20 protein-coding genes are annotated in these 19,203 nt (G+C 66.0%); 6 read left to right on the forward strand and 14 right to left on the reverse strand.

Going from position 1 to position 19,203, the window contains the following annotated elements:
• On the forward strand, positions 1–1,499 hold a 1,499-nt coding region (locus D477_RS11980), incomplete at its 5' end, for a metallophosphoesterase family protein (RefSeq protein WP_005269470.1).
• Positions 1,500–1,508: 9 nt separating this feature from the next.
• Here the strand turns inward: D477_RS11980 and D477_RS11985 are convergent.
• The 4 genes from D477_RS11985 to D477_RS12000 form a co-directional block, all read right to left on the reverse strand.
• A complete protein-coding gene (locus D477_RS11985) occupies positions 1,509–2,180 on the reverse strand; it encodes a DNA alkylation repair protein (RefSeq protein ID WP_005269471.1) in 672 nt (223 codons plus the stop codon).
• A gap of 145 nt (positions 2,181–2,325) precedes the next feature.
• Entirely contained in the window at positions 2,326–2,649 is a 324-nt protein-coding gene (locus D477_RS23875; RefSeq protein WP_005269472.1) for a HepT-like ribonuclease domain-containing protein, read from the reverse strand.
• An 8-nt stretch (positions 2,650–2,657) separates the two neighbouring features.
• Complete coding sequence (locus D477_RS11995; RefSeq protein WP_005269473.1) at positions 2,658–2,993, reverse strand: nucleotidyltransferase family protein; 336 nt, start codon at positions 2,991–2,993, stop codon at positions 2,658–2,660.
• A gap of 237 nt (positions 2,994–3,230) precedes the next feature.
• On the reverse strand, positions 3,231–4,112 hold the full coding sequence (locus tag D477_RS12000) for a DNA-formamidopyrimidine glycosylase family protein (protein ID WP_005269474.1): 882 nt from the start codon (positions 4,110–4,112) through the stop codon (positions 3,231–3,233).
• 134 nt (positions 4,113–4,246) lie between these two features.
• Between D477_RS12000 and D477_RS12005 the strand changes: the two genes are divergently transcribed.
• The gene (locus tag D477_RS12005) at positions 4,247–5,497 is read left to right on the forward strand and encodes an MFS transporter (protein WP_005269475.1); all 1,251 of its coding nucleotides are present in this window, start codon (positions 4,247–4,249) and stop codon (positions 5,495–5,497) included.
• Between the two features lie 93 nt (positions 5,498–5,590).
• On the opposite strand, the gene D477_RS12010 is transcribed toward D477_RS12005, so the two are convergent.
• Positions 5,591–7,285 (reverse strand): ribonuclease J, encoded by a 1,695-nt coding sequence (locus tag D477_RS12010; protein WP_052510768.1) that lies wholly within the window; start codon positions 7,283–7,285, stop codon positions 5,591–5,593.
• Between the two features lie 398 nt (positions 7,286–7,683).
• Here D477_RS12010 and D477_RS12015 point away from each other — a divergent pair, with 398 nt between their 5' ends.
• The 3 genes from D477_RS12015 (at position 7,684) to D477_RS12025 (ending at position 10,246) form a co-directional block, all read left to right on the forward strand.
• Positions 7,684–8,916 (forward strand): M14 family zinc carboxypeptidase, encoded by a 1,233-nt coding sequence (locus tag D477_RS12015; protein ID WP_005269477.1) that lies wholly within the window; start codon positions 7,684–7,686, stop codon positions 8,914–8,916.
• Positions 8,917–9,111: 195 nt separating this feature from the next.
• A complete protein-coding gene (locus D477_RS12020) occupies positions 9,112–9,375 on the forward strand; it encodes an antibiotic biosynthesis monooxygenase family protein (protein ID WP_005269478.1) in 264 nt (87 codons plus the stop codon).
• Between the two features lie 70 nt (positions 9,376–9,445).
• Entirely contained in the window at positions 9,446–10,246 is an 801-nt protein-coding gene (locus D477_RS12025; protein WP_005269479.1) for an SDR family NAD(P)-dependent oxidoreductase, read from the forward strand.
• A gap of 91 nt (positions 10,247–10,337) precedes the next feature.
• Here D477_RS12025 and D477_RS12030 read toward each other — a convergent pair whose 3' ends face one another.
• The 5 genes from D477_RS12030 to D477_RS12050 all read right to left on the reverse strand — a co-directional run bounded on the left by D477_RS12030 (position 10,338) and on the right by D477_RS12050 (position 14,452).
• Entirely contained in the window at positions 10,338–10,640 is a 303-nt protein-coding gene (locus D477_RS12030; protein WP_005269480.1) for a hypothetical protein, read from the reverse strand.
• A gap of 9 nt (positions 10,641–10,649) precedes the next feature.
• The gene (locus D477_RS12035) at positions 10,650–10,970 is read right to left on the reverse strand and encodes a DUF3040 domain-containing protein (RefSeq protein WP_052510769.1); all 321 of its coding nucleotides are present in this window, start codon (positions 10,968–10,970) and stop codon (positions 10,650–10,652) included.
• Positions 10,971–11,257: 287 nt separating this feature from the next.
• On the reverse strand, positions 11,258–12,574 hold the full coding sequence (locus D477_RS12040) for a flavin monoamine oxidase family protein (protein WP_005269482.1): 1,317 nt from the start codon (positions 12,572–12,574) through the stop codon (positions 11,258–11,260).
• 24 nt (positions 12,575–12,598) lie between these two features.
• A complete protein-coding gene (locus tag D477_RS12045; RefSeq protein ID WP_005269483.1) occupies positions 12,599–12,934 on the reverse strand; it encodes a cupin domain-containing protein in 336 nt (111 codons plus the stop codon).
• Between the two features lie 15 nt (positions 12,935–12,949).
• Positions 12,950–14,452, reverse strand: coding sequence for an APC family permease (locus D477_RS12050; protein WP_081608556.1), 1,503 nt, complete (start codon positions 14,450–14,452; stop codon positions 12,950–12,952).
• 175 nt (positions 14,453–14,627) lie between these two features.
• Here D477_RS12050 and D477_RS12055 point away from each other — a divergent pair, with 175 nt between their 5' ends.
• Positions 14,628–15,197 carry a TetR/AcrR family transcriptional regulator gene (locus D477_RS12055; RefSeq protein ID WP_005269487.1) on the forward strand — a complete coding sequence of 190 codons (570 nt, stop codon included), beginning with the start codon at positions 14,628–14,630 and terminating at the stop codon, positions 15,195–15,197.
• A 1-nt stretch (position 15,198) separates the two neighbouring features.
• Here D477_RS12055 and D477_RS12060 read toward each other — a convergent pair whose 3' ends face one another.
• The 4 genes from D477_RS12060 to D477_RS12075 form a co-directional block, all read right to left on the reverse strand.
• Positions 15,199–16,377 carry a cytochrome P450 gene (locus D477_RS12060; protein WP_005269488.1) on the reverse strand — a complete coding sequence of 393 codons (1,179 nt, stop codon included), beginning with the start codon at positions 16,375–16,377 and terminating at the stop codon, positions 15,199–15,201.
• Between the two features lie 194 nt (positions 16,378–16,571).
• Positions 16,572–17,948, reverse strand: a complete 1,377-nt coding sequence (locus tag D477_RS12065; protein WP_005269489.1) for an NAD(P)/FAD-dependent oxidoreductase — start codon at positions 17,946–17,948, stop codon at positions 16,572–16,574.
• Between the two features lie 142 nt (positions 17,949–18,090).
• Positions 18,091–18,507 carry a type II toxin-antitoxin system VapC family toxin gene (locus D477_RS12070; protein ID WP_005269491.1) on the reverse strand — a complete coding sequence of 139 codons (417 nt, stop codon included), beginning with the start codon at positions 18,505–18,507 and terminating at the stop codon, positions 18,091–18,093.
• Positions 18,504–19,199: a DNA alkylation repair protein gene (locus tag D477_RS12075; RefSeq protein WP_005269492.1), complete on the reverse strand. Its 696-nt coding sequence runs from the start codon at positions 19,197–19,199 to the stop codon at positions 18,504–18,506. The genes D477_RS12070 and D477_RS12075 overlap by 4 nt, the downstream gene beginning before the upstream one ends.
• Positions 19,200–19,203 lie beyond the last annotated feature (4 nt).

The raw sequence follows: 19,203 nt of genomic DNA on the forward strand, positions 1-19,203 counted from the left end.
CGGCGGCGCCGCAGACGCGCCGGGCCAAAGCCCTCAAGCCCGAGGTCCTTTTCAGCGAGTCCTTCGACCAGATTGTCCGCCCCACGGGATTCACCCACAACGCGCCCAAGGGCTGGACCAACGAGGCCCACGGGTTCCGCACCGGCGAAGGCCGCTGGGCAGGCTGGACGTTCACGGACGTCCGGGAGTGGACCTGGGCGGCCGGCACTGATGAGCGGCACTACTTTACCGGCGGCTTCGGGACCTTCGCTGTCTTGGAGAGCGAGCACCACCGCTTGGACCAGGAAAGCAGCGACACCCTGAACGCCGCCCTGACCACGCCGAAGATCAGCTTGCGCGGGAAAAAGGAGATTGAGCTCGCGTTCGATTCCCACTACCGGCAGGGCCGGCCCGAGCAGTCGGCCGCGGTAACAGCGTCCTTCGATGGTGGCCCGGCCAAGGACCTGGTGGTCTACCGCGAGGACAAGTACTCCAGCCACGAACAGATCCGCGTCCAGGTACCCGCCGGTGCCTCCAGCGTCCGCTTCACCTGGGAGTACCGCAACGGCCACAATGACAAATGGTGGGCCATCGACAACATCGAGGTCCGCGTTCCGCTCCCCGAGCTCCCAGCCGGCAGTGCACCGCTGAACACCATCGACGTCGTCTCCGACATCCATGTGTCCGATTCCTCCGACCGCTACGACTTCGTTGTCGACCAGCTCAATGCCATGGCGCCGGCGGCCGGCGCGCTGGTCATCAACGGAGACGCCGTGGAGCTTGGCGTGCAGGCGCACTACGACGCGCTGGCGGCCGCCCTGGCCGATAACCCGCACAGTTCCGGCAATATCCTCATCTCGGTGGGCAACCACGAGATGCTCGGCAAAGAAGGCTCCGATGTCTACCTGTCACGCTATTTAAAGGTCGCCGGGGAGAAGCTGCCCTACTTCGAGCGTGTGGTGGACGGCCAGCCCCTGATCGTCATCGGCACCGAGTACTACGGGGACCCGGAGCGCGAAGGACGCGAGCCGTACAACAACTTCTCGGACGCCCAGCTGGCGTGGCTGGACCAGAGGCTCATTCACTGGAACCGCAAGGGCAAGCTGGTGCTGCTGTTCAACCACTTCCCGCTGCCGTACACCGTGTCCCAGACGCACAGCTCCTGGGAGCAGAATAACTACGAGAACATCGACGCGTTCAACGCCATAGTGGGCAAGTACAGCAACATACTGATGTTCACGAGCCACACTCACAGCGACTTGGACATGAACGATTGGTGGGGCACCTACCGCGTCGCCGATCCGAAGAACCCGGCCGGCTTCCCCGTCGTCAACACCGGATCGGTCCTGTACTCCGTTCGCCCCGATGGGGATGTCGATTCGACACGGGTCGAGGGCAACCGGTCAAACGGCCTGCGCGTCTATCTCTACGAGGATCGCATTCGAGTGGAGGCCTACGACTTCGTCGCCGGCAAGTCCGTCAAGATTCAGGACTTCGCCCTGAGTGCGCTGACTGGCTAACGCCGATTCTTAGGCTCCGCCTCGCCGGCTCACCATTTCGTTGATCCAGACGGGAGCAAACGGAGAGGTGCAGTTCGGCGGCGTCGGATAGTCCTTGAGCACCTCAAGACGTTCGCCGATGTCGATGGCGCGGGCGCGGTGCTGGGCGTGCTCGATGCCAATCTGGGCCAGCGTGTGGTTCATCGCCCACTGCAGCCGGTCCGGCGCGTCCTTCATCTCGGCCTCGACCGTGTCGAGCAGTCCCGCGAGGTCGAGTCCGTCGGGCTTCTTCGCGACCCGCTCGGTGGTCAGTGCCCAGCCGGCGCTGGCCACCACCGGATCCGGGTCCTCCGTCCAAGCCACGCGCAGCTCTTCGGCGTGCGGGCTCTTCTTGACCACGTAGTTCACCAGCCAATCATGCACCTTGGGAGCCCGGGCCTCGCGCAGCATGGCGTCCAGCTCGTCCCGTTCGAAGGCCTTCGGCCGGCAGATCAGCAGGGCCAGCAGCCGCGCCGCCGTGTCATTGGTCGCCCACAGCTCGCGGGCAAGGTCCTGCTGGGTCTTCAACCGCTTCGCGACCGCACGCAGCTTGCTGAGGTTCACCCCGTGGTCGTCCCCGCGCTTCTCGTTCGCCTCGCGCATCTTCGGATCCTCCAGCGCGGCCAGCTCGGCCATCACCTCGGCTACCGTCGTATCGGACATTGGTCCCCCCATGATTTGCTTATGGAACTTAGCCTACGGAGGTTCCTTCACCGAGGCGAAACCGGCGGGACATTCCGCAAGGTCGGGTGGGCCCTCGCCGCCGGGGCTGTCCACGTTGGCTATGAATCAGCGACCGGTAAACGGATCATCGATATGTTTCGAGGCGTTCACGCAATTCGGGGAAGCTGACGGACACTGTCACCCACAGCGCTTGCTCGTCGACCCGGTCGTAGTGGTGCACTAAGAAGTCCCTGTTTCTAGCCGCCTGCCGCCAGATTGGGTCCGAAAAGCGGCTCGGATCCGCCGCAATAAGGCGGTTGCATAGATCACCAACACGATTGCCGAGCGCTTCGAAGGCGAGCCGAACTGCAGGATCTGCGTCGAAAGCTTCCCTGCCCCTGTCCACGAGCTCGGCTGACTGGTCCAAGTTGGCGGCGAGGTCGGTCAGCCATCGTCTGGTGCGGTCCATACATGCCGTCACAGAGCTACGGCTTCAGTCAGGATCGCGCGGTCGAGTTCCGGATCCAGCCCGCGTCGGGAGACGACATCCGCTGGACGCCCCAGCAATCCTTCCATGTCTTCGGCGAACTGCGCCAAATGAAACAGACTAGCCTCGTCGTCTGGATTTACCAAGAAATCTACATCGCTGTCGAGCTTCTCTTCTCTGCGCGCGACCGAACCGAAAACAGCAACACTCTGGATGTGATTGATCGCTGCCAAATGGGCCACCAAACGCCGCCGCTGCATGAGGAAGTCGAGGACCGCCAACAATTCCCCGCGCTTGCCATCACTCAGGGCGGGAAGCAGGCGCATAGGCACGAGTGCACCATCGGCCTTCCGATGGGAGCCAACGAGAACCGGCTGCGCCTCGGCCGTCAGTCCGAAACCGCCGCAAAATCCCCGGTAAGGAAGCCCGTGCTGCGGCGACGGTCAAGACCTCCCGGTTACTCGCAAGGTCCAGTCTGCTTTCTGCCTCAGGCTGAGTCGCCACAAGGCCATCGTAGACGCGCGGGACAAAGATGTACATGAAAATGGACATCTTTGTCCTGCTCACTTGAGGAACTTCGAGGTCCTTCGGTCGGCCAACAGTTTGCCGCCGGTCTGGCAGGTCGGGCAGTACTGCAGCGACGAGTCGGCGAAGGAGACTTCCCGAACCTCATCTCCACAGACCGGGCAGGCTTCGCCGGTGCGGCCGTGCACGCGCATCGCCTTCCGCTTGGAATCCTTCAGCTCCGCCGCCGGACGCCCCGACGCGCCGGCGATCGCGGACTCCAGCGTTCCCCGCATCGCCTCGAACAGCCGCTCTACCTCATCGGGATCCAGCTTCGACGCAATGGCGAACGGCGACAGCCGCGCCGCATGCAGGATCTCGTCACTGTAGGCGTTGCCAATGCCGGCGACTGCCGACTGGTCCCGCAGCAGTCCCTTGATCTGGCCCCGGTGCGAGGCGACCATCCGCGCGAAAGCCTCGAAGTCGACGTCGAGCGCTTCCGGCCCCAGACGCTCGATACCCGGCACCTCATTGGGATCCCTGACCACGTAAACGGCGAGCGACTTCTTGGTCCCGGCCTCCGTCAGGTCGAACCCCGGCTCCCCTTCGCCGTCGGCCGCGAAGCGCACGCGCAGCGCGATCGGTCCCTTGCCCGGGCGCAGGCGACCCGGCTTGAGGGCATCCGACCACCGGAGCCAGCCAGCCTTGGCCAGGTGCATCACCAGGTGCGCACCGCCCGCGGTAAGGACAATGAACTTTCCCCGGCGTACGAAGTCGGACACCGCCTTTGTGCCCAGCTCACCGACCGGGACTACCGCGGTTTTCAACACGGAGAAGGACAGCACCTCCACCTCGGCGACCGTGGCCGGCGGGCCGTCCGGCGGAAGGAGCTTCAGCCGCAGGAAGTCGACGAGTCCCTGCACTTTGGGCATCTCGGGCATGGGCCTAGATTAGCGCGGCACACCGGAACCCGGGTGCCGCCGTCGTTGTTCCCCTCTGTTGCGCGCCCGGCACGTACTGGAGGGCGCGTGGCATAAGGTGCTGATGGGCCGGGTTTCCTGCCCCTGCCGCTGATGTGAAGGAGCCTGCCACGCACCGCCTGCCAAACGCCCGGCCCGCACTGGCCTGGGTGATCACCGGGATTGTCGCCATGGCCCTGAGCCTGCGCGCCCCGATCATCGCCCCGACAGCGGTCATCAGCGACATCCAGGCCGGCACCGGCCTCAACGCCATCGGCGCGGGCCTGCTCACCGGGCTTCCGGTGCTGCTCTTCGCGCTGGCCACGCCACTGGCCACCCGCACGATCCGCCGCTTCGGGCCGGAGACGACGGTCATCCTGTGCCTGGCAGGAGTGCTGGTCGGCACCATCATCCGTTCAGCTGGTCCTGCCGCCATCGTCCTGGCGGGAACGGCCCTCATCGGGATCGCCATGACCCTGGGCAACATCGTCGTCCCGGTCATCATCCGGCGCGACGTGCCGTGGCGCCAGGTGTCAATGGCCACCGGGGCGTACTCGGCCGCAATGAACGTGGGTTCGATGGCGACCCTGCTCGGCACCGCGCCGCTCGCGGCCCTCTTCGGCTGGCGTTGGGCGATCGCATCATGGGGCGTGGTGGCCACGGCCGGCCTCGTTTACTGGCTGGTGTGGGGCCGCCGGCAGCTGGCGCACCGGGCGGAGTCGGCCTCCGCCTCCGCCGAAACGGCGGCCCAGCGGGGTTCACGGGAACCGGTATCGGACGGCCCGGGGGCTGCTGTGGCGGGCACCCGCAAGCGGCGGATTGTCGCCCTGCTGATCCTGGCCTTCTGCGGGCAGTCCGGCGCCTACTATGCCACCACGGCGTGGCTGCCCCTGCTGCTGTCGGACACCAGGGGTCTGGCGCCTGCCGCCTCCGGCGCCACGGCGTCGCTGTTCCAGATTGCCGCCATCGCGGGCGCCTTCGGCGTGCCGCTGCTGGCTGCGCGGGCTCGCACTTGGTTTCCCGTCGCGGTGATCGGGCTCTGCTGGATCACGCTCCCGATCGGACTGCTCCTCGCTCCGGAGGCCTACGTGCTCTGGTCCATCATCGGCGGCATCGCCCAAGGCGGCGGCTTCACCGCGATCTTTTCCATCGTCCCGCGCATCGCCGGCAGCGACGCGGACGCAGCCTCGGCCTCCGCCCGCATCCAGGCCGGCGGTTACCTCGCCGCCACTTGCACGCCCCCGCTGGCCGGGTGGCTCAACAGTATTACCGGCGCCTGGTCAGCACCACTGCTGCTGGTCCTCGCGCTGACTTTGGCCTTCAACGTAGGCGGACTGCTCGCCGCGCGGCTGGCTGAACGGCGCTGAGCCTGTGTAGGACGATGGCGCCACTCGGCAAGGATAGGCCGCGGCGGCACCTGGGTTCCGTGACCACGTAACCCGGGTGCCGCCGTCGTACGTTTACGCTTCGACGATGATGACCGTGACCACGGGCTTGCGGCGCAGCTGCCGGTCCGACCAGCGCAGCAGGTCCGCGGCGATCGCCTTTTCGGCGGCCGGGCCGGTCTTGTCGCCCTTGATGCCGGCGAGCGTCTTCTCCACGATGCTGGTGGCCTTCTCGAGTTCGCCGGCCGCGGGGGCGAAGCCGACCGGGAAGAACTCCGGGTCCTCCTCCAGCTTCCCGGTGTCCGGGTTGACGATCGCAAGCACGGTCACGGCGCCGTCCTCGGCCAGCCGCAGCCGGTCCTGCAGGGATTCCTCGGTCGCGGCCCCTGCCACCATGTTCTCCACGAAAACGTAGTCCGCGGGAATCCTGCCGGAGACTGTGGCCACGCCGCCCTTGAGGTCGATGGTGACGCCGTCCTCGACCACGAGTGCGCGCTTGGGGTCCACGCCGGTCCGGACCGCCAGCTCCGCGTTGGCCTTCAGGTGCCGGTGCTCGCCGTGCACCGGCATCACGTTGCGCGGCCGGACCAGGTTGTAGCAGTACACCAGCTCGCCGGCAGACGCGTGCCCGGAGACGTGCACCTTGGCGTTGCCCTTGTGCACCACGTTGGCGCCGAGCTTCGTCATGTCGTTGATGAGCCGATAGATCGACGTCTCGTTGCCCGGGATCAGCGAGCTGGCCAGCAGCACCGTGTCGCCCTCGGTCAGGTCGATCACGTGGTCCCGGTTGGCCATCCGCGCCAGCGCCGCCATCGGTTCGCCCTGCGACCCGGTGCAGATCAGCACCGCCTTGGTCGGCGGCATCTTCTCGAGCTCCTTGAAGTCCACCAGCATGCCCTTGGGGATGTTCAGGTAGCCGAGCTCGCGGGCGGTCTTCATGTTGCGCACCATGGACCGGCCCACGAAGGCGACCTTCCGCCCGTACAGCTGCGCGGCGTCGATCACCTGCTGGATGCGGTGGATGTGGCTGGCAAAGCTGGACACGATGATCCGCCGCGGCGCGGTCCGGAACACCTCGTCGATCGCCGGCGCCAGGTCCTGCTCGGAGATCTGGAACCCGGGCACGTCGGCGTTCGTGGAGTCCGGCAGGAACAGGTCCACGCCCTCCTCGCCCAGCCGCGCGAAGCCGGCCAGGTCCGTGATCCGCCCGTCCAGCGGGAACTGGTCCATCTTGAAGTCGCCCGTGGCCAGCACCAGCCCGGCGCCGGTGCGGATCGCCACCGCGAGCCCATCCGGGATCGAGTGGTTCACGGCCAGGAATTCCAGGTCGAACGGCCCGAACTTCCGCCGGTCCCCTTCCTTGACCTCCACGGTCTTGGCGGTCAGGCGGTGCTCCTGCAGCTTCGTCTTCACAAACGCCAGCGTGAGCTTCGCGGAAATGAGCGGGATGTCGCCGCGCTCCCGCAGCAGGTACGGAATGCCGCCGATATGGTCCTCGTGCCCGTGCGTGAGCACCACGCCGACGATATCGTTCAGCCGGTCCCGCAACGAGGAGAAGTCGGGCAGGATCAGGTCAACCCCCGGATGGTGCTCCTCGGGGAACAGCACGCCGCAGTCGACGATCAGCAGCTTCCCGCCGTATTCGAACACCGTCATGTTGCGGCCGATCTCGCCCAGCCCGCCCAGCGACACAACGCGCATCGCCCCCTTGGCGAGCCTCGGCGGCCGCTGGCTGGTATCCGGCTGGGAGTGGCGTGACGTCCTGGTCATGGGTTCCGATCTCTAGGGGGTCCGGCGGCTGCGGGCGGCAGCGCCCGGAGCCGGATCGCCGGTGTTCAGTTCTGGGGCCGGATCGCTTGAGGACGATCGGCAGTTGGCCCTGACTTTACCACCGCAGGCCGACAGCATCACCGCCTGCCGGCCCCGGGCTTCCGCATTTCCGGCCGGGATACGGCAGTAATTCCACCAGGCCAAGAACGACGGCGGTGCTCGCCTTTCGCCGGTACGCGACCTCCGATCGTATCCCCCATAGGGCAGGACGGCACCCAGCATCGCTGGAAACGATGCGGGATTGCCCGTTTTCGCCGCCAAACCAGCCGTCAACCTTGACCTGTTTGTTGCCGCTGGCAACGCTTGGCATGTCCCAATCACTCGACACAGGAGACACCGTGAGCCAAAAATCCCGCAGCCTGTTCGGCGCCCTGGGTGCAGCAACGATGCTGTGCACCATGGTTTCGGCATTGCCTGCCAGCGCCACCCCGGCAGAGTCCAACACGCCCGGCCAAGGCACCTGCAAGACCTGGGAAGACCCGCAGTTCTCGGGCTGGACGACCTATGAAGAACTTGGTCCCCGGCTTGAGGCGATCGAAAGCAACAGCAAAGGCCGCGTGGAAGTGGATGTCGTGGGCCAATCGGCGCAAGGCCGCGACCTTTACACCGCACGGATCGGCACGGGCGACCGGGTGCTGCTCGTCCAGAGCGCGATCCACGGCAACGAGCGCACGGGCACCGAGGCCCTCCTGCACATCTTGAAGAAGCTTGGTTCCAGCAACGATCCGGCAACCTTGCGGGCCCTGGAAGGCGTCACGCTGGTCGCCATGCCCATGGTCAACCCGGATGGCGGAGAACTGAATCGCCGGACAAACGTCATGTCGTGGGAAAAGACGGAAAGCCTGCACCCGCAGCTCGAGGGCTCGACACCAGCCTGGTATCACCGCACGAGCAACGGCGGAATTAATCTTCCCGGGTTCGATCTGAACCGCGATTTCAATGCGGACCTCGACTACGTGCCGCAGGCCGCTGACCTGCCCGGCGTGCAGGAGGACGCCGGCTTCTTCCTGGCCCCCGAGTCCCAGACCATCAGGGACGTATACGTCGACCTGCGCGAGGAATTCGGCGCGGTCGACGCGGTCGTCGATCTCCACCATATGGGTCCCTGCGACGTGCAGACCGGCGGCGAGCAGGACGGCAAACACATCTCAGTTGCCCTGGACTACCCGCCGCTGGGCGTGAACGACGGCGCCGCCTACCAGCAGGACTGGCCGCTGCTGGACCAGGACAAGTCCCGGCGTTATGCGCTGGCCGTGGCCGACGGCATCAAGGACAGCTACGGCTCGCAGTCGCCGCTCGCCGCCGTCGGCCGCTACTTCCATCCGGAGGAGCGCGAATACGCCGGCCAGGGCCGCTCCGCTTTCGCCCTCAACGGTTCCGCCACCGTTCTCTTCGAAGTCCGTGGCCAGTCGGACGATTTCGGGCAGAAAATGAAGGGCATGCTCGTGGAGACGGTCGAGACCGGGCTGGAGTCGCTCATCGATTCCATGGCAACCGGTGAAGTCGACACCCTCGACGGCGACGACTTCTTCGACTATCCGGACTACGGCTGGGATAAAACCAGCGACTGACTGAGCTGCTCCCGAGGCTGCCTTGGACCTGAGCGGGCGGATGCGCATGCGGCATCCGCCCGCTTGTGCGGAGACAATGCACAAAGGACCAACCGCCCTGTCTGCTCCACTCCACCCTGAGTAAAGTCGTGTCCGCCGGTCCTGTCCGCGGGATTCAGCCGCCCGGCCGGCAGCTATCCGACCAAGGAGCGCGCCATGGCTGTCCTGACCAAAACCGAAGTGACCGGAGTGAGCCGGGCGAAGTACGAGGAGCTCGCCGCCGTCCTCATCGACAAACTCAAGGCCACACCCGGTTTCATCGCCCATTACGCCTGGGAACACGACAACATCATGGCCGTCGTGGAGATCTGGGAGAGCGCCGAGCAGCACGACGAGTGGTTCAACAGCAACGTCAGGCCGAACCTGCCGCAGGAGGTCTATCCGGAGAAACACGAACTCGTGAACAAGGTGACTCGCTGACCGCCAATAACAAACAACGACGGCGGGACGTGCCTTAGTGGTGTATCCCGCGTTGCATTACAGTCGGGCCATGGCTAACGAGCATGACCGTACGGAAGACTATGGCTCCCCCAAGGCCGGAACAGCCCTGATCACCGGGGCCACGGCTGGCCTTGGCGCCGAGTTCGCGCAGCAGCTTGCTGCGCGCGGCTTCGCCCTGGTCCTGGTGGCCCGCAATGCGGAACGGCTTGCTTCCTCGGCAGCATCCCTTGGCCAGCGGTTCGGGGTGCCGGTGGAGACCATAACGGCCGACCTGGTCACCGACGCGGGCATCGATCTCGTCGCCGGGCGCTTGGCCGCCACGGACCGCCAGGTGACCATGCTGGTCAACAATGCGGGCTACGGACTGCTCGGAAACTTTGCCGACAACGAGCTCGAGGACGAGCTGAAGCACCTGCGCATCCACATCGAAGCGCCGATGCGGCTGTGCCATGCGGCGCTGACGTCCATGGCGGCCGCAGGCGGCGGAAGGATCATCAACGTGGCTTCGATGGCCGCCTATATCCCGCGCGGATCCTACTCGGCTGCCAAGGCGCTGATGGTGAACTTCAGCCGGTGGGCCGGCATCTTCTACCGGGATCGCGGCATCTCCGTGACCGCCCTGTGCCCGGGTTACGTCCACACGGAATTCCACGACCGGATGCGGCTGGACAAGAAGACGATCCCAGCCTTCGCCTGGCTGAATCCCGAGCAGGTGGTCCGCGAAGCCCTGAGGGACGCCGAAGCCGGCAAACCGGTATCCATTCCTTCACTCAAGTACAAGGCTGCTGCCGCCGTCGCCCGCTTCCTGCCGGACCGGGTCTTGGAGCGCATAGCCCGCCGTGAGCAGTAACCGTCCCTCCGTGGGTTACCGGCACTCCGTCACGGGTACGACGCCGGCACTTGGGTTCCGCGGCCGGAGGAGCCCAGGTGCCGGCGTCGTCCTATGCTGCTGCCTGCAGGCGCAGGTCTGGTGCCTCAAAGCGGACGTCGATGTCGAGATGGATCGCTTCCTTGGAAGCCAGAATGTCTTCCAGGTATTCCGCCAGCCCGTTTTCGGTGACAAGGCGCCGGTCGCCAACGATTTCCCCTCGCAGGACAGCGGTATCACCAGCTATTTCGACTGAATGGAAACTGGCGCCGCCTGCTCCATCTTCAAAGAGCTGGAAAACACTGCCCTTGAAAATCCGCTCGCCACCCTTAGGGGCTTCCGCTGTCATCGTGAAGAAAATGGTGTCGTGAGTCATCAACCCTCCTTATTTCCACCAGGAAAATTCCTTGGTCGATTTTGGTGCATCGCTGATGAGGTAGGTGCCTGCGCCCATCAGCAGGAAACCGGCAATGCCAACGACTATGGACTGCACGGCCACGCCGGCCAGCAGGACCAGGATGCCTGCGAGGAGCAGGACCAGGCTCCAAGGGCCCGCCACCGATGAAGGGCCGGCCAGCCCGTCCCGCATTTTTTCGGCAAATGCAGGATCGTCGAGGCTTGCTTGGTGCTCCAGCTGCTCCAACTGTTGTCGTTCTTCATGGGTCAAAGGCATCGAATTCTCCTTATCCAAGTCGGCATCCAGCATTTCCCCGGCGACGGTTATTACCCCAAAAAATCCAAACCAAACCCGCCGCGGGAAAAATAAACTGTCAAACAAAGCTTAGCCAATTAAAAGAATTAAAGCCAATAAAAACAAATGGAGCGCGCGATTTCAGGAAGCCGCCAAGAAAACATCAAGGAAAGTGTCCCTAACTGATCCTCAATTGGGAGCTATTGCCCGTTAACAGCGCAAAGGGAAGGACGACGGCGAAACGCTGGTCCGCCGTCGGCCTTCCCTCTTGGGTGGTGCCTGTTAGTAATGCATGGGGCCTGCTATCGAGTGACGCTTTCCTTGTGCCGGCCCAGCCTCGCTGCCACATTGCGGGCGGTGGTGAGGCCGCTTTCGATGGCGCCGTCAATGAAGCCGCCCCAGCCGTTGGCGTAGTCCGATCCGGCGAGGAACACGTTGCCCTCGGGGCGCTGCATTTCCTCGAGATGTTCGGAGAGGTAGCCGGTGTAATGCATCGGCCAGGTGGACTTGGCGAACTCATCGCCGACCCAGGAGTGCCCTGCGACCTCAAGGACTTCGATGCCGGGGACGAGCTTGTCCAGCACGGCCTGGGCCGCGTCCTTGTCCTCGACGTCGACGGCGTTGCCATCGGGACCGAAGGCCACCAGGGTGGTGCTGTCCTCGTCGAAGTACTCGGACTGGACGAAGTTGATCGGCCAGTCCTCGCCGCCGAAGGCGACAAAGCGGTCCCACTTGCCCTTGACCTTGATCCAGAGCTTTGCGCCGAGGCCCGCCTGGCCCCGGGCGGCGGCGGCCTGCTTGCCTTCGGAGAGTGCGGGAGAGAATTCGACGGTGTTGAGGGCGTTGAGCGGCAAGGTGACGATCACGGCCCTGGCGGAATGGGTGGCGCCATCCGCGGTGGTGACCGTGACGCCGTCGTTGTTTTGCTCCACCCGCTCAACCGGAGTGTTGAGGTGCAGGTCCGCCGCGGTGTCGGCCAGGATTGCGTCGGCCAGCGCAACGGTGCCGCCCTCTACCTTGTAGGTGGCGCAGGCTTCGAACATCAGCATCCAGTCACCGCTGGCGGCCGAACACCAGCGCAGCGCCTGCGTGAACGCGGCGTCCCCGATGTTGCCGTTGAAGTTGAGCGACCAGAAGGTGCGCATCAGCTGGCGGGCCTCTTCACCCAGGCCGAGGGCGTCGATCCGGGCCGAGACGCTCTCGTGGTCCACGCCCTTGACCGCAGGATTGTTCAGCGGCTGGTACGGCAGCGGGATCAGTTCCCGCGCCTGTTCGAGCAGCCGCCGGTTGGGCTCGTCGATGATCTCCAGCACGCGCTCGGCGGGTCCTTCGTGCCGCTGCCCGTCGGCCCACCAGTAGGCCTTCTCGAACTCCGGGCCGGTCACGACGCCGATGCCGTACCGCGTCATTTCCGCCCACACGTGAGGCTGGACCCAGTGGACCCAGGTGCCGCCGAGCTCAAGGTTGCGGCCCATCCGGTTCTCCACCCAGGTGCGGCCGGCGATGCGGCCCCGCGCCTCGAGGATCTTGACGCTGTAGCCCTGCTGCGTGAGTTCGCGGGCGGCAGTCAGCCCGGCGAATCCGGCTCCGATAATAACGACGTCGGTGGTGGTGCTCATGATTGTTCCTCTGGTAAGTGCGGGTCAGCTGTAGACGAAGAATTCGAGGGTGGGCTCGACGATGGTCCAGCGCGTCTTCGCGCCCTTGGAAAAGGACGCCATGCTGCCGGCCTTGAGGTCGAAGGTGTCGCCGTCGAGGACTTCGATGCGGAGGTGGCCGGAGACGATGTAGATGGTCTCGTCCTCTTCGATCGGAAGGTCGAACGGTTCCGGCGCGTCTGCAGGAGTGACGTGCCAGATGCCGGAGGCCAGGGCGTCATTGCCGCCGTCGCCGTTGCGGCGCAGCCACTGGACCTGGCCGACTTCGAACGGCTCGTACCGGGTTGCCTCGTGGTCGGCGTGGAAGACAGATGCGGTCATGATGATCTCCTTGATCTAGTTGGTGGGCTCGGGAGTAGCTGCCGGCTCGGCAGCCACCAAGTAGTCGGTGCGGCGCGGTTCGCGCAGCAAGGGCAGGCGCTCCTGGCCGCGGCGGCGGATGACGTACAGCACCAGGGACAGCAGGAGGATGCCGACGCCGATGGACAGTTCCAGCGCTCCGCCGTAGCCGGTCAGCTCGGAGGAGAGGGATCCGACGACGAGCACAACGGCGCCGTACACCGTCAGCGTGACCGCGAGCGGCATCGCCGTGCGGCCGGCGCGGAAGGGCCGCGGCATCTCCGGATGGTCCCGGCGCAGGATGATGAAGCCGCTGACGGCCAACAGAATGGCGAGCAGGTAGCCGAGGTTTGCGGCGACAAGGATCGAGATCGGGTTCGACACAAAGACGATCAGCAGGATGTTCATGACGACGGCGATCAGGATCGCCCGGGCGGGCACCTGGTGCTTGTTGAGCTTCTCGAGCTGGCGCGGGACCAGTCCGTCCAGCGCTGCGCCGTAGAGGGCGCGGGACCCGTCGGCCATGCTGGCGTTGACGCCCATGAGCAGCGCGCCGAGGGAGATGATCAGCATGATGTCGGCGACGGGGCCGGCCGGCAGGACGCTGGCGAACGCGTTGACGAAGACACCGCCAACATCGGCCGCGGCTTCGTCACGGGAGACGAGGCCGCCGACACCCAGCGGGACCAGGGCGAACATGGCGAAGGTGTAGGCCCCGGAGGACGAGAGCGCCCGCTTGGCATCCTTGCGGGACTTGTACTCGGGCGTGAAGGCGGCGCACATTTCGGTGCCGTAGGCGGTCCAGCCGACCAGGTACAGCCAGACGAGGGCATCCTGCCAGCCGCCCCAGTGGTCGGCTCCCTCGCCGCCGAGGCCCCAGGTGAGGTTCGCGAACTGCCAATCGCCGCTGATGATGGGCGAGACAACGAAGATCAGCAGCGGAATGACCAGCAGGGCGCCGATGACCTTGTTCACCCAGGCCGCCGGCTGTGCGCCGAAGAGGTTCGGGACCATGATGGCCAGGATCAGCCCGATGCCGAGCAGCTGGCTGAGGCCGATCTGGGCGATGCCGAAATCCAGCACCCAAGCCTGGTCGGGGAACCAGCGTGCCTGGATGATGCCGCCGGCGGTAAAGCTGACCACGGAAATGACTGCGGACCAGCCGAACCAGTAGCCGAACGTGGCCAGGGCGCCGGCGGGAGCGAAGCGCTCCTTCCACGCCTCGTGGGCATAAACGGGCACACCACCCGGCTTGTTGGGGAACATCGAGGCCATCTCGGCGAAGAGGTTGTTCTGCAGCCAGCCGATGCCTGCGGCCAGCGCCCAGATGAACAGGGCGGACAGGGCGCCGATGGCTGCCATGGTCGCCCCGAAGGAGACGAAGAGGCCGCCGGAGACGGCCATGGCAAGCGCGAAGGCGTCCTGCCACCGGAGTGTTTTGTGCAGTGATGTTTGCTCTGCCGCAGGATCTGCAGCAGCGGGAGTACTTGGGTCGGTCATCACGGGACCTTTCGGAAAATAACGCCGCGAAGCATTCGAAGAAGGAGTGTGAGCTAAAGCACGTGCTTAAGAACTATGCACTTGCTTAGTTCTTAACGTCAAGACCCGGTCGTCGGTTTTTCACGTGGGTCTCGGGACGTGCTTCGCGCGCAGTGCAGTTGGATAAACTCGCTTCATGGCCAACGGACGGGCACGCAAATACGGGGACGGGCGGGATGCCCTGCTGGCCGCGGTGGTGGCGGTCGTGGCGGAAAAGGGTCTGCGCGGGCTGACCTACCGTGCCGTGGCCGAGCAGGCCGGCGTGAACAATACGCTGATCTCGCACCACTTCGGATCCCGGAGCGCGCTCCTGGAAGCGGCCATGGAATGGGCCTCGGCCCGCTCCATCCGGCTCAGCGACCTCTCGGCTACCGAGGAGGTCAATCTCGAATTCGCGCAGGCGCTGGTGGAACTCGTCCGGTCGGAGCCTGAGCTGCAGCTGTTCCAGTACGAAATGATCCTGGAGTCACGCCGCAAACCCGAGCTCCGGCCGGCAGCGGTCAAGCTCTACGACAGCTATGTCGCCTCCATGCAGCAGGCACTCGAAAGACACGGCTATGAGGACACCGGCCCCCTGGCCCGCGCGATCTTCGCGGCCCTCGATGGCCTGGTCCTGCAGCAACTGACGGTTGCTGGACCCGACGCGGTGCGTGAGGCGATTGTGCGGGTAGGCGAGCTGCTGGAGAGGCAGCCTGCCTCGCCTTAACCTATGTGGCCTGCCAAAAGACCGGCACCTGCTTGGGGCCGAAAACGATCGTGCTGTCCACCCGTTCCAGCGCCGCTCCGGGCACCACGGCGATGCCGGGGAGCCGGGTGAGCACCGCCTGCAGCGCGATCCTGGCCTCGAGCCGTGCCAGCGGCGAACCGAGGCAAAAGTGGACCCCGTGCCCAAAGGCGAGATGCCGGTTTGGCGACCGGTCGACGTCGAACTCCTCCGGCCGCTCGAAGTGCCGCGGATCGTGGTTGGCGGCGCCAATCCACGCAACCAGGGAGTCCCCGGCCGGGATGGCCGTGCCGTCCAGCTCGGCATCGGCCGCCGCCAGCCGGTACATGGCCTGCACCGGCGAGCGGTAGCGCAGCACCTCTTCGATCGCCTGCGGCAGCAGGCCCGGCTCGGCGCGCAGCCGCTCCAGCGTCCCCGGGTTCCCGGCAAAGCTGAGCAGGGCGTTGCCAATCAGGTTCGTGGTCGTCTCGTTGCCGGCCACCAGCAGCAGCGCGCAGAACCCGACGAGTTCGGGAACGGTCAGCTGTTGCCCGTCGATCTCGGCGCCGAGCAGCGCGCTGACCAGGTCGTGTCCCGGATCCTGCCGGCGCCGCTCGATCAGCGCGAGGAAGTACTCCACCATCTCGCCGCGGCTGGCCTCCTCTCCCGGGTCGTCTTCTGCCAGCACCTCGTCGGGACCGGCCGCCTTGATCACGTTGTCCGACCACTTCTTGAACCGGTCGCGGTCCTCGGCCGGAATGCCCATCAGCTCGGCAATCACGATCACCGGCAACGGGTACGCGAGCGCCTCGACCAGGTCAGCTGTCCCGGCCGGCGCAATGCGGTCCAGCAGGTCGTTGGTGATGGCCTCGATCCGCGGGGCCAGCGCGTCCACCGCCCGCGGCGTGAACGCCTGGCTGACCAGCGAGCGAAGCTGGCGGTGCCGCGGCGGGTCCGTGTTGACCAGGCTCGCGGCGAAAAGCCGGCCTGTCTCCGATTGCTCATCCTGCCGCTGCCGGGACGAGAACGTGGCGTGTTCGGAGAGCACGCGCTCCACGTCGTCGTACCGGAAAATGTGCCACAGCCCCGTCTGCTCGTCGCGGAAGACCGGCGCGGACTCCCGCATCTGCTCGTAGAAGGGGTAGGGGTTCAGCGCGCGCTCGAGGTCCTGCAGATTCTCCATGGCCGGCCTCCCTGCTCAGCCCGGCCCTTCCGGCATCCCCCCGGCCGAAAGCGCCTTCTATGCCCGGGCCCATCGCCCGGTGGAGCCAGATCCTATACCTGCCAGTGTCCCGCGGTCCATCACCAATAACGACGGCGGTGCCCACCTGCGAAGCGATTCGCACCGGGCGCCTTCCCCCTACCGGGAGGAGCGCGCTAGAAGCTCCGCCCCGAGACTTTGTTGGCGAACAGCGCCAGCTTCGACGTGGCGGGAAGGCCTGCCCGTTCACGGTGGTCCGCACGGTGGTACAGCGCGTACATAGCCTGCACCGCGATCCAGCGCAGCGGCTCGGGCTCCCAGCGGCGGATCCGCCGGTTCACCCACGGCATGTCCGCCAGTTCGCTGTTCCTGCCCAGGACCAGGTCGCACAGCGTCCTGCCGGCCAGGTTGGTCGCCGTGACTCCGGTGCCGACGTAGCCGCCCGCCCAGCCGAGGCCGCTGGCCGGATCGTAGCCGACGGTGGCCTTCCAGTCCCGCGGCACTCCCAGCACTCCGGCCCAGGCATGCTCGATGGGATGGCCAACGGTGGCCGGGAACATGTCGTGCAGGATCGACGTCAGCAGGCCGATGGTGCCGTTCTGTGTCGCCCCGTTCAGGTCGGTGCGGGAGCCGAAGCGGTACGGGACTCCCCTGCCGCCGATGGCGATCCGGTCGTCGGCAGTGCGCTGCAGGTAGACGTAGGCGTGGGCCAGGTCCTCCAGCGTCTCCCGGCCGTCCCAGCCGATCTGTTCCCAGACGGCACCTGGCAGGGGCGCGGTGACGATCATCGACGAGTTCATCGGCAGCCACTCCCGGTGCAAGCCCTTGAGGTTCGCGGTGAACCCCTCCGTTGCCCGCAGGATGTGCCGGGCTGTGACCTTGCCGCGCCGTGTGATGGCCACGCCGGGCAGGATCTCGGTGACTTCGGTGTCCTCGTAGATGGTGACGCCGAGGCGTTCGACGGCGTCGGCCAGTCCGCGCACCAGCTTGGCCGGGTGAATGCGGGCGCAGTGAGGGACGTGCATCCCGCCGAGCGTGCCGGCCACGTTGACCCGGCCGGCGGTCTCTTCCGCGGTCAGCAGCCGGGCGCCGCCCTCGGGCCAGCGCTGCTCTTCGGCGGCGAGTTCATGCAGGCGGGCCAGCTGCGCGCGGTTGCGGGCCACCAGCAGCTCGCCGCCCTTGACGATGTCCGCATCGATGCCCTCAGCCTCGGCCACCTTGCACACTTCGTCCACCGCGTCATTGAGCAGTTCCTGGAACCGCCCGACGACGGCGCGTCCGTGCGTCTTTTCGCAGCCCGTGCGCCCACCCGTGATGGTGTTGGCCAGCCATCCTCCGTTGCGGCCGGAGGCCCCGAAGCCGGCGAACCGGGACTCAAGGACCACCACGTTCAACGAGGGCTCGGCCCGCTTCAGGTAGTAGGCCGTCCACAGCCCGGTGTAGCCGGCGCCGACGATGGCCACGTCGGCCTGCAGGTCCCCGGGCAGCGGAGGCCGGGGATCGGGAACGCCGGTCGCCGCATACCAGAAGGAGACGTTGCCGTTGACTGTCACTCGTGTGCCTCTCTCTATGAAGGAGCTCAGGTCGCGGATTCGGTGCCGGTGATAATGAATTATTACCTTCAGTACGGCAAAACCTTCGGCGAAAACCCGGAATCTACCCCTGGACTAGCCACCGGGCGCCTTGGCGTACGGGTTACTGCTCGCCGCTGCGGCTGGCGAGGACGGCCTCAAGCCCGGCAACCACCACCAGCTTCTGCGCGGCCCGGCCCCATTCGCCGTCGAGGGTGACGAAGGCATCGGCTTGGAGCTGCGTCAGCGCCACATACTCGGCTTTGAAAGTGTCCGGCCATCCCAGCTCAGCCGCGACTCTCCAAGCCACGCGCTGCAGGACGCGGTCTCCGAGAAGCCGGATCCGGAGACTGCGCAGATAGTCGAGCTGACGCTCGGCGTCCTTACGTTCCAGCCCGCCTCGTTGGACCGCCTGGTACAGGAGTGAGAGCACCTGCGAGCGCAGCAGCGTTGGGGCAACAAGTTGGTGGCCGTCTGCTATCACGGCTTCTTCACGGGCGAGACGAAGGGCAGCATCCGGCCCAATCACAAATCTGGTCATTGTGAACCCGCCTTTGCTCTTGCCATGACAAGTCCCTCGGCGACGGATGACGGCAATTTCAGGTCGGGCCTCGCTTTCGCCACTTCTGCGAGCACCAGCGAGATGGCTTCGTCAACAGCACCCTGATCTGCTTCCGTCTCCCGCGGCCGCCTAAGCGCATCGCCGATGCGGCGGACGAACCCGTCCCAGTCACCCCCGCCACTCTTCAAGGCGCGGAGCGGGGACAGCACTGCCGCACGCCGCAGCCAAAGGTCATCCTCCCGCGCCCACCGCCCAAGGACGGCATCCGCCCGCTCCCGCTCTACCGCGTCCAACAGCTCAATCATGGGACCGACCCCGTCCACGGCCAAGGGATCGACGAGCTCGCGCAGCCGCGCCGACCGGACGAACCCTTCCAGCCGCGTCAGGTCGGAGTTGTCCAGCAGCCGGAGGTTGGACTGCAGCAGCACGACGGCCGCAAGGCGCCGCTCGAACACCGGCACCGCCCACAACTCGGAACTCAGCCCCGTGATCTCGTCGTGCGTCAGCCCCGGGTACCGCCGGCCCGCATTCCGGATGGTTCCCCGGACGGCGCCGACGCTGGCGCCGTAGTAGCGCAGGCCGTTTCCGAGTCGCTCCTCCCACTCCGCGGCACGCTCCCATGACGATTCCCGCTGCAGGGCGGCGTCGATAAATTCACCGGCATCGCTCACGCGA

The sequence above is a fragment of the Arthrobacter crystallopoietes BAB-32 genome (assembly GCF_000328305.2).
GTDB lineage: Bacteria > Actinomycetota > Actinomycetes > Actinomycetales > Micrococcaceae > Crystallibacter > Crystallibacter crystallopoietes_A.

Bases quoted from the DNA above. Each gene is read 5' to 3' on its own strand.
- D477_RS12035 (WP_052510769.1), bottom strand. From the start codon at position 10,970: ATGCTGGATGCCGACTTGGATAAGGAGAATTCGATGCCTTTGACCCAT.
- D477_RS11995 (WP_005269473.1), bottom strand. From the start codon at position 2,993: ATGCGCCTGCTTCCCGCCCTGAGTGATGGCAAGCGCGGGGAATTGTTG.
- D477_RS12050 (WP_081608556.1), bottom strand. From the start codon at position 14,452: ATGACCGACCCAAGTACTCCCGCTGCTGCAGATCCTGCGGCAGAGCAA.
- D477_RS23875 (WP_005269472.1), bottom strand. From the start codon at position 2,649: ATGGACCGCACCAGACGATGGCTGACCGACCTCGCCGCCAACTTGGAC.
- D477_RS12000 (WP_005269474.1), bottom strand. From the start codon at position 4,112: ATGCCCGAGATGCCCAAAGTGCAGGGACTCGTCGACTTCCTGCGGCTG.
- D477_RS12055 (WP_005269487.1), top strand. From the start codon at position 14,628: ATGGCCAACGGACGGGCACGCAAATACGGGGACGGGCGGGATGCCCTG.
- D477_RS11985 (WP_005269471.1), bottom strand. From the start codon at position 2,180: ATGTCCGATACGACGGTAGCCGAGGTGATGGCCGAGCTGGCCGCGCTG.
- D477_RS12070 (WP_005269491.1), bottom strand. From the start codon at position 18,507: ATGACCAGATTTGTGATTGGGCCGGATGCTGCCCTTCGTCTCGCCCGT.
- D477_RS12030 (WP_005269480.1), bottom strand. From the start codon at position 10,640: ATGACTCACGACACCATTTTCTTCACGATGACAGCGGAAGCCCCTAAG.
- D477_RS12045 (WP_005269483.1), bottom strand. From the start codon at position 12,934: ATGACCGCATCTGTCTTCCACGCCGACCACGAGGCAACCCGGTACGAG.
- D477_RS12010 (WP_052510768.1), bottom strand. From the start codon at position 7,285: ATGACCAGGACGTCACGCCACTCCCAGCCGGATACCAGCCAGCGGCCG.
- D477_RS12020 (WP_005269478.1), top strand. From the start codon at position 9,112: ATGGCTGTCCTGACCAAAACCGAAGTGACCGGAGTGAGCCGGGCGAAG.
- D477_RS12040 (WP_005269482.1), bottom strand. From the start codon at position 12,574: ATGAGCACCACCACCGACGTCGTTATTATCGGAGCCGGATTCGCCGGG.
- D477_RS12025 (WP_005269479.1), top strand. From the start codon at position 9,446: ATGGCTAACGAGCATGACCGTACGGAAGACTATGGCTCCCCCAAGGCC.
- D477_RS12060 (WP_005269488.1), bottom strand. From the start codon at position 16,377: ATGGAGAATCTGCAGGACCTCGAGCGCGCGCTGAACCCCTACCCCTTC.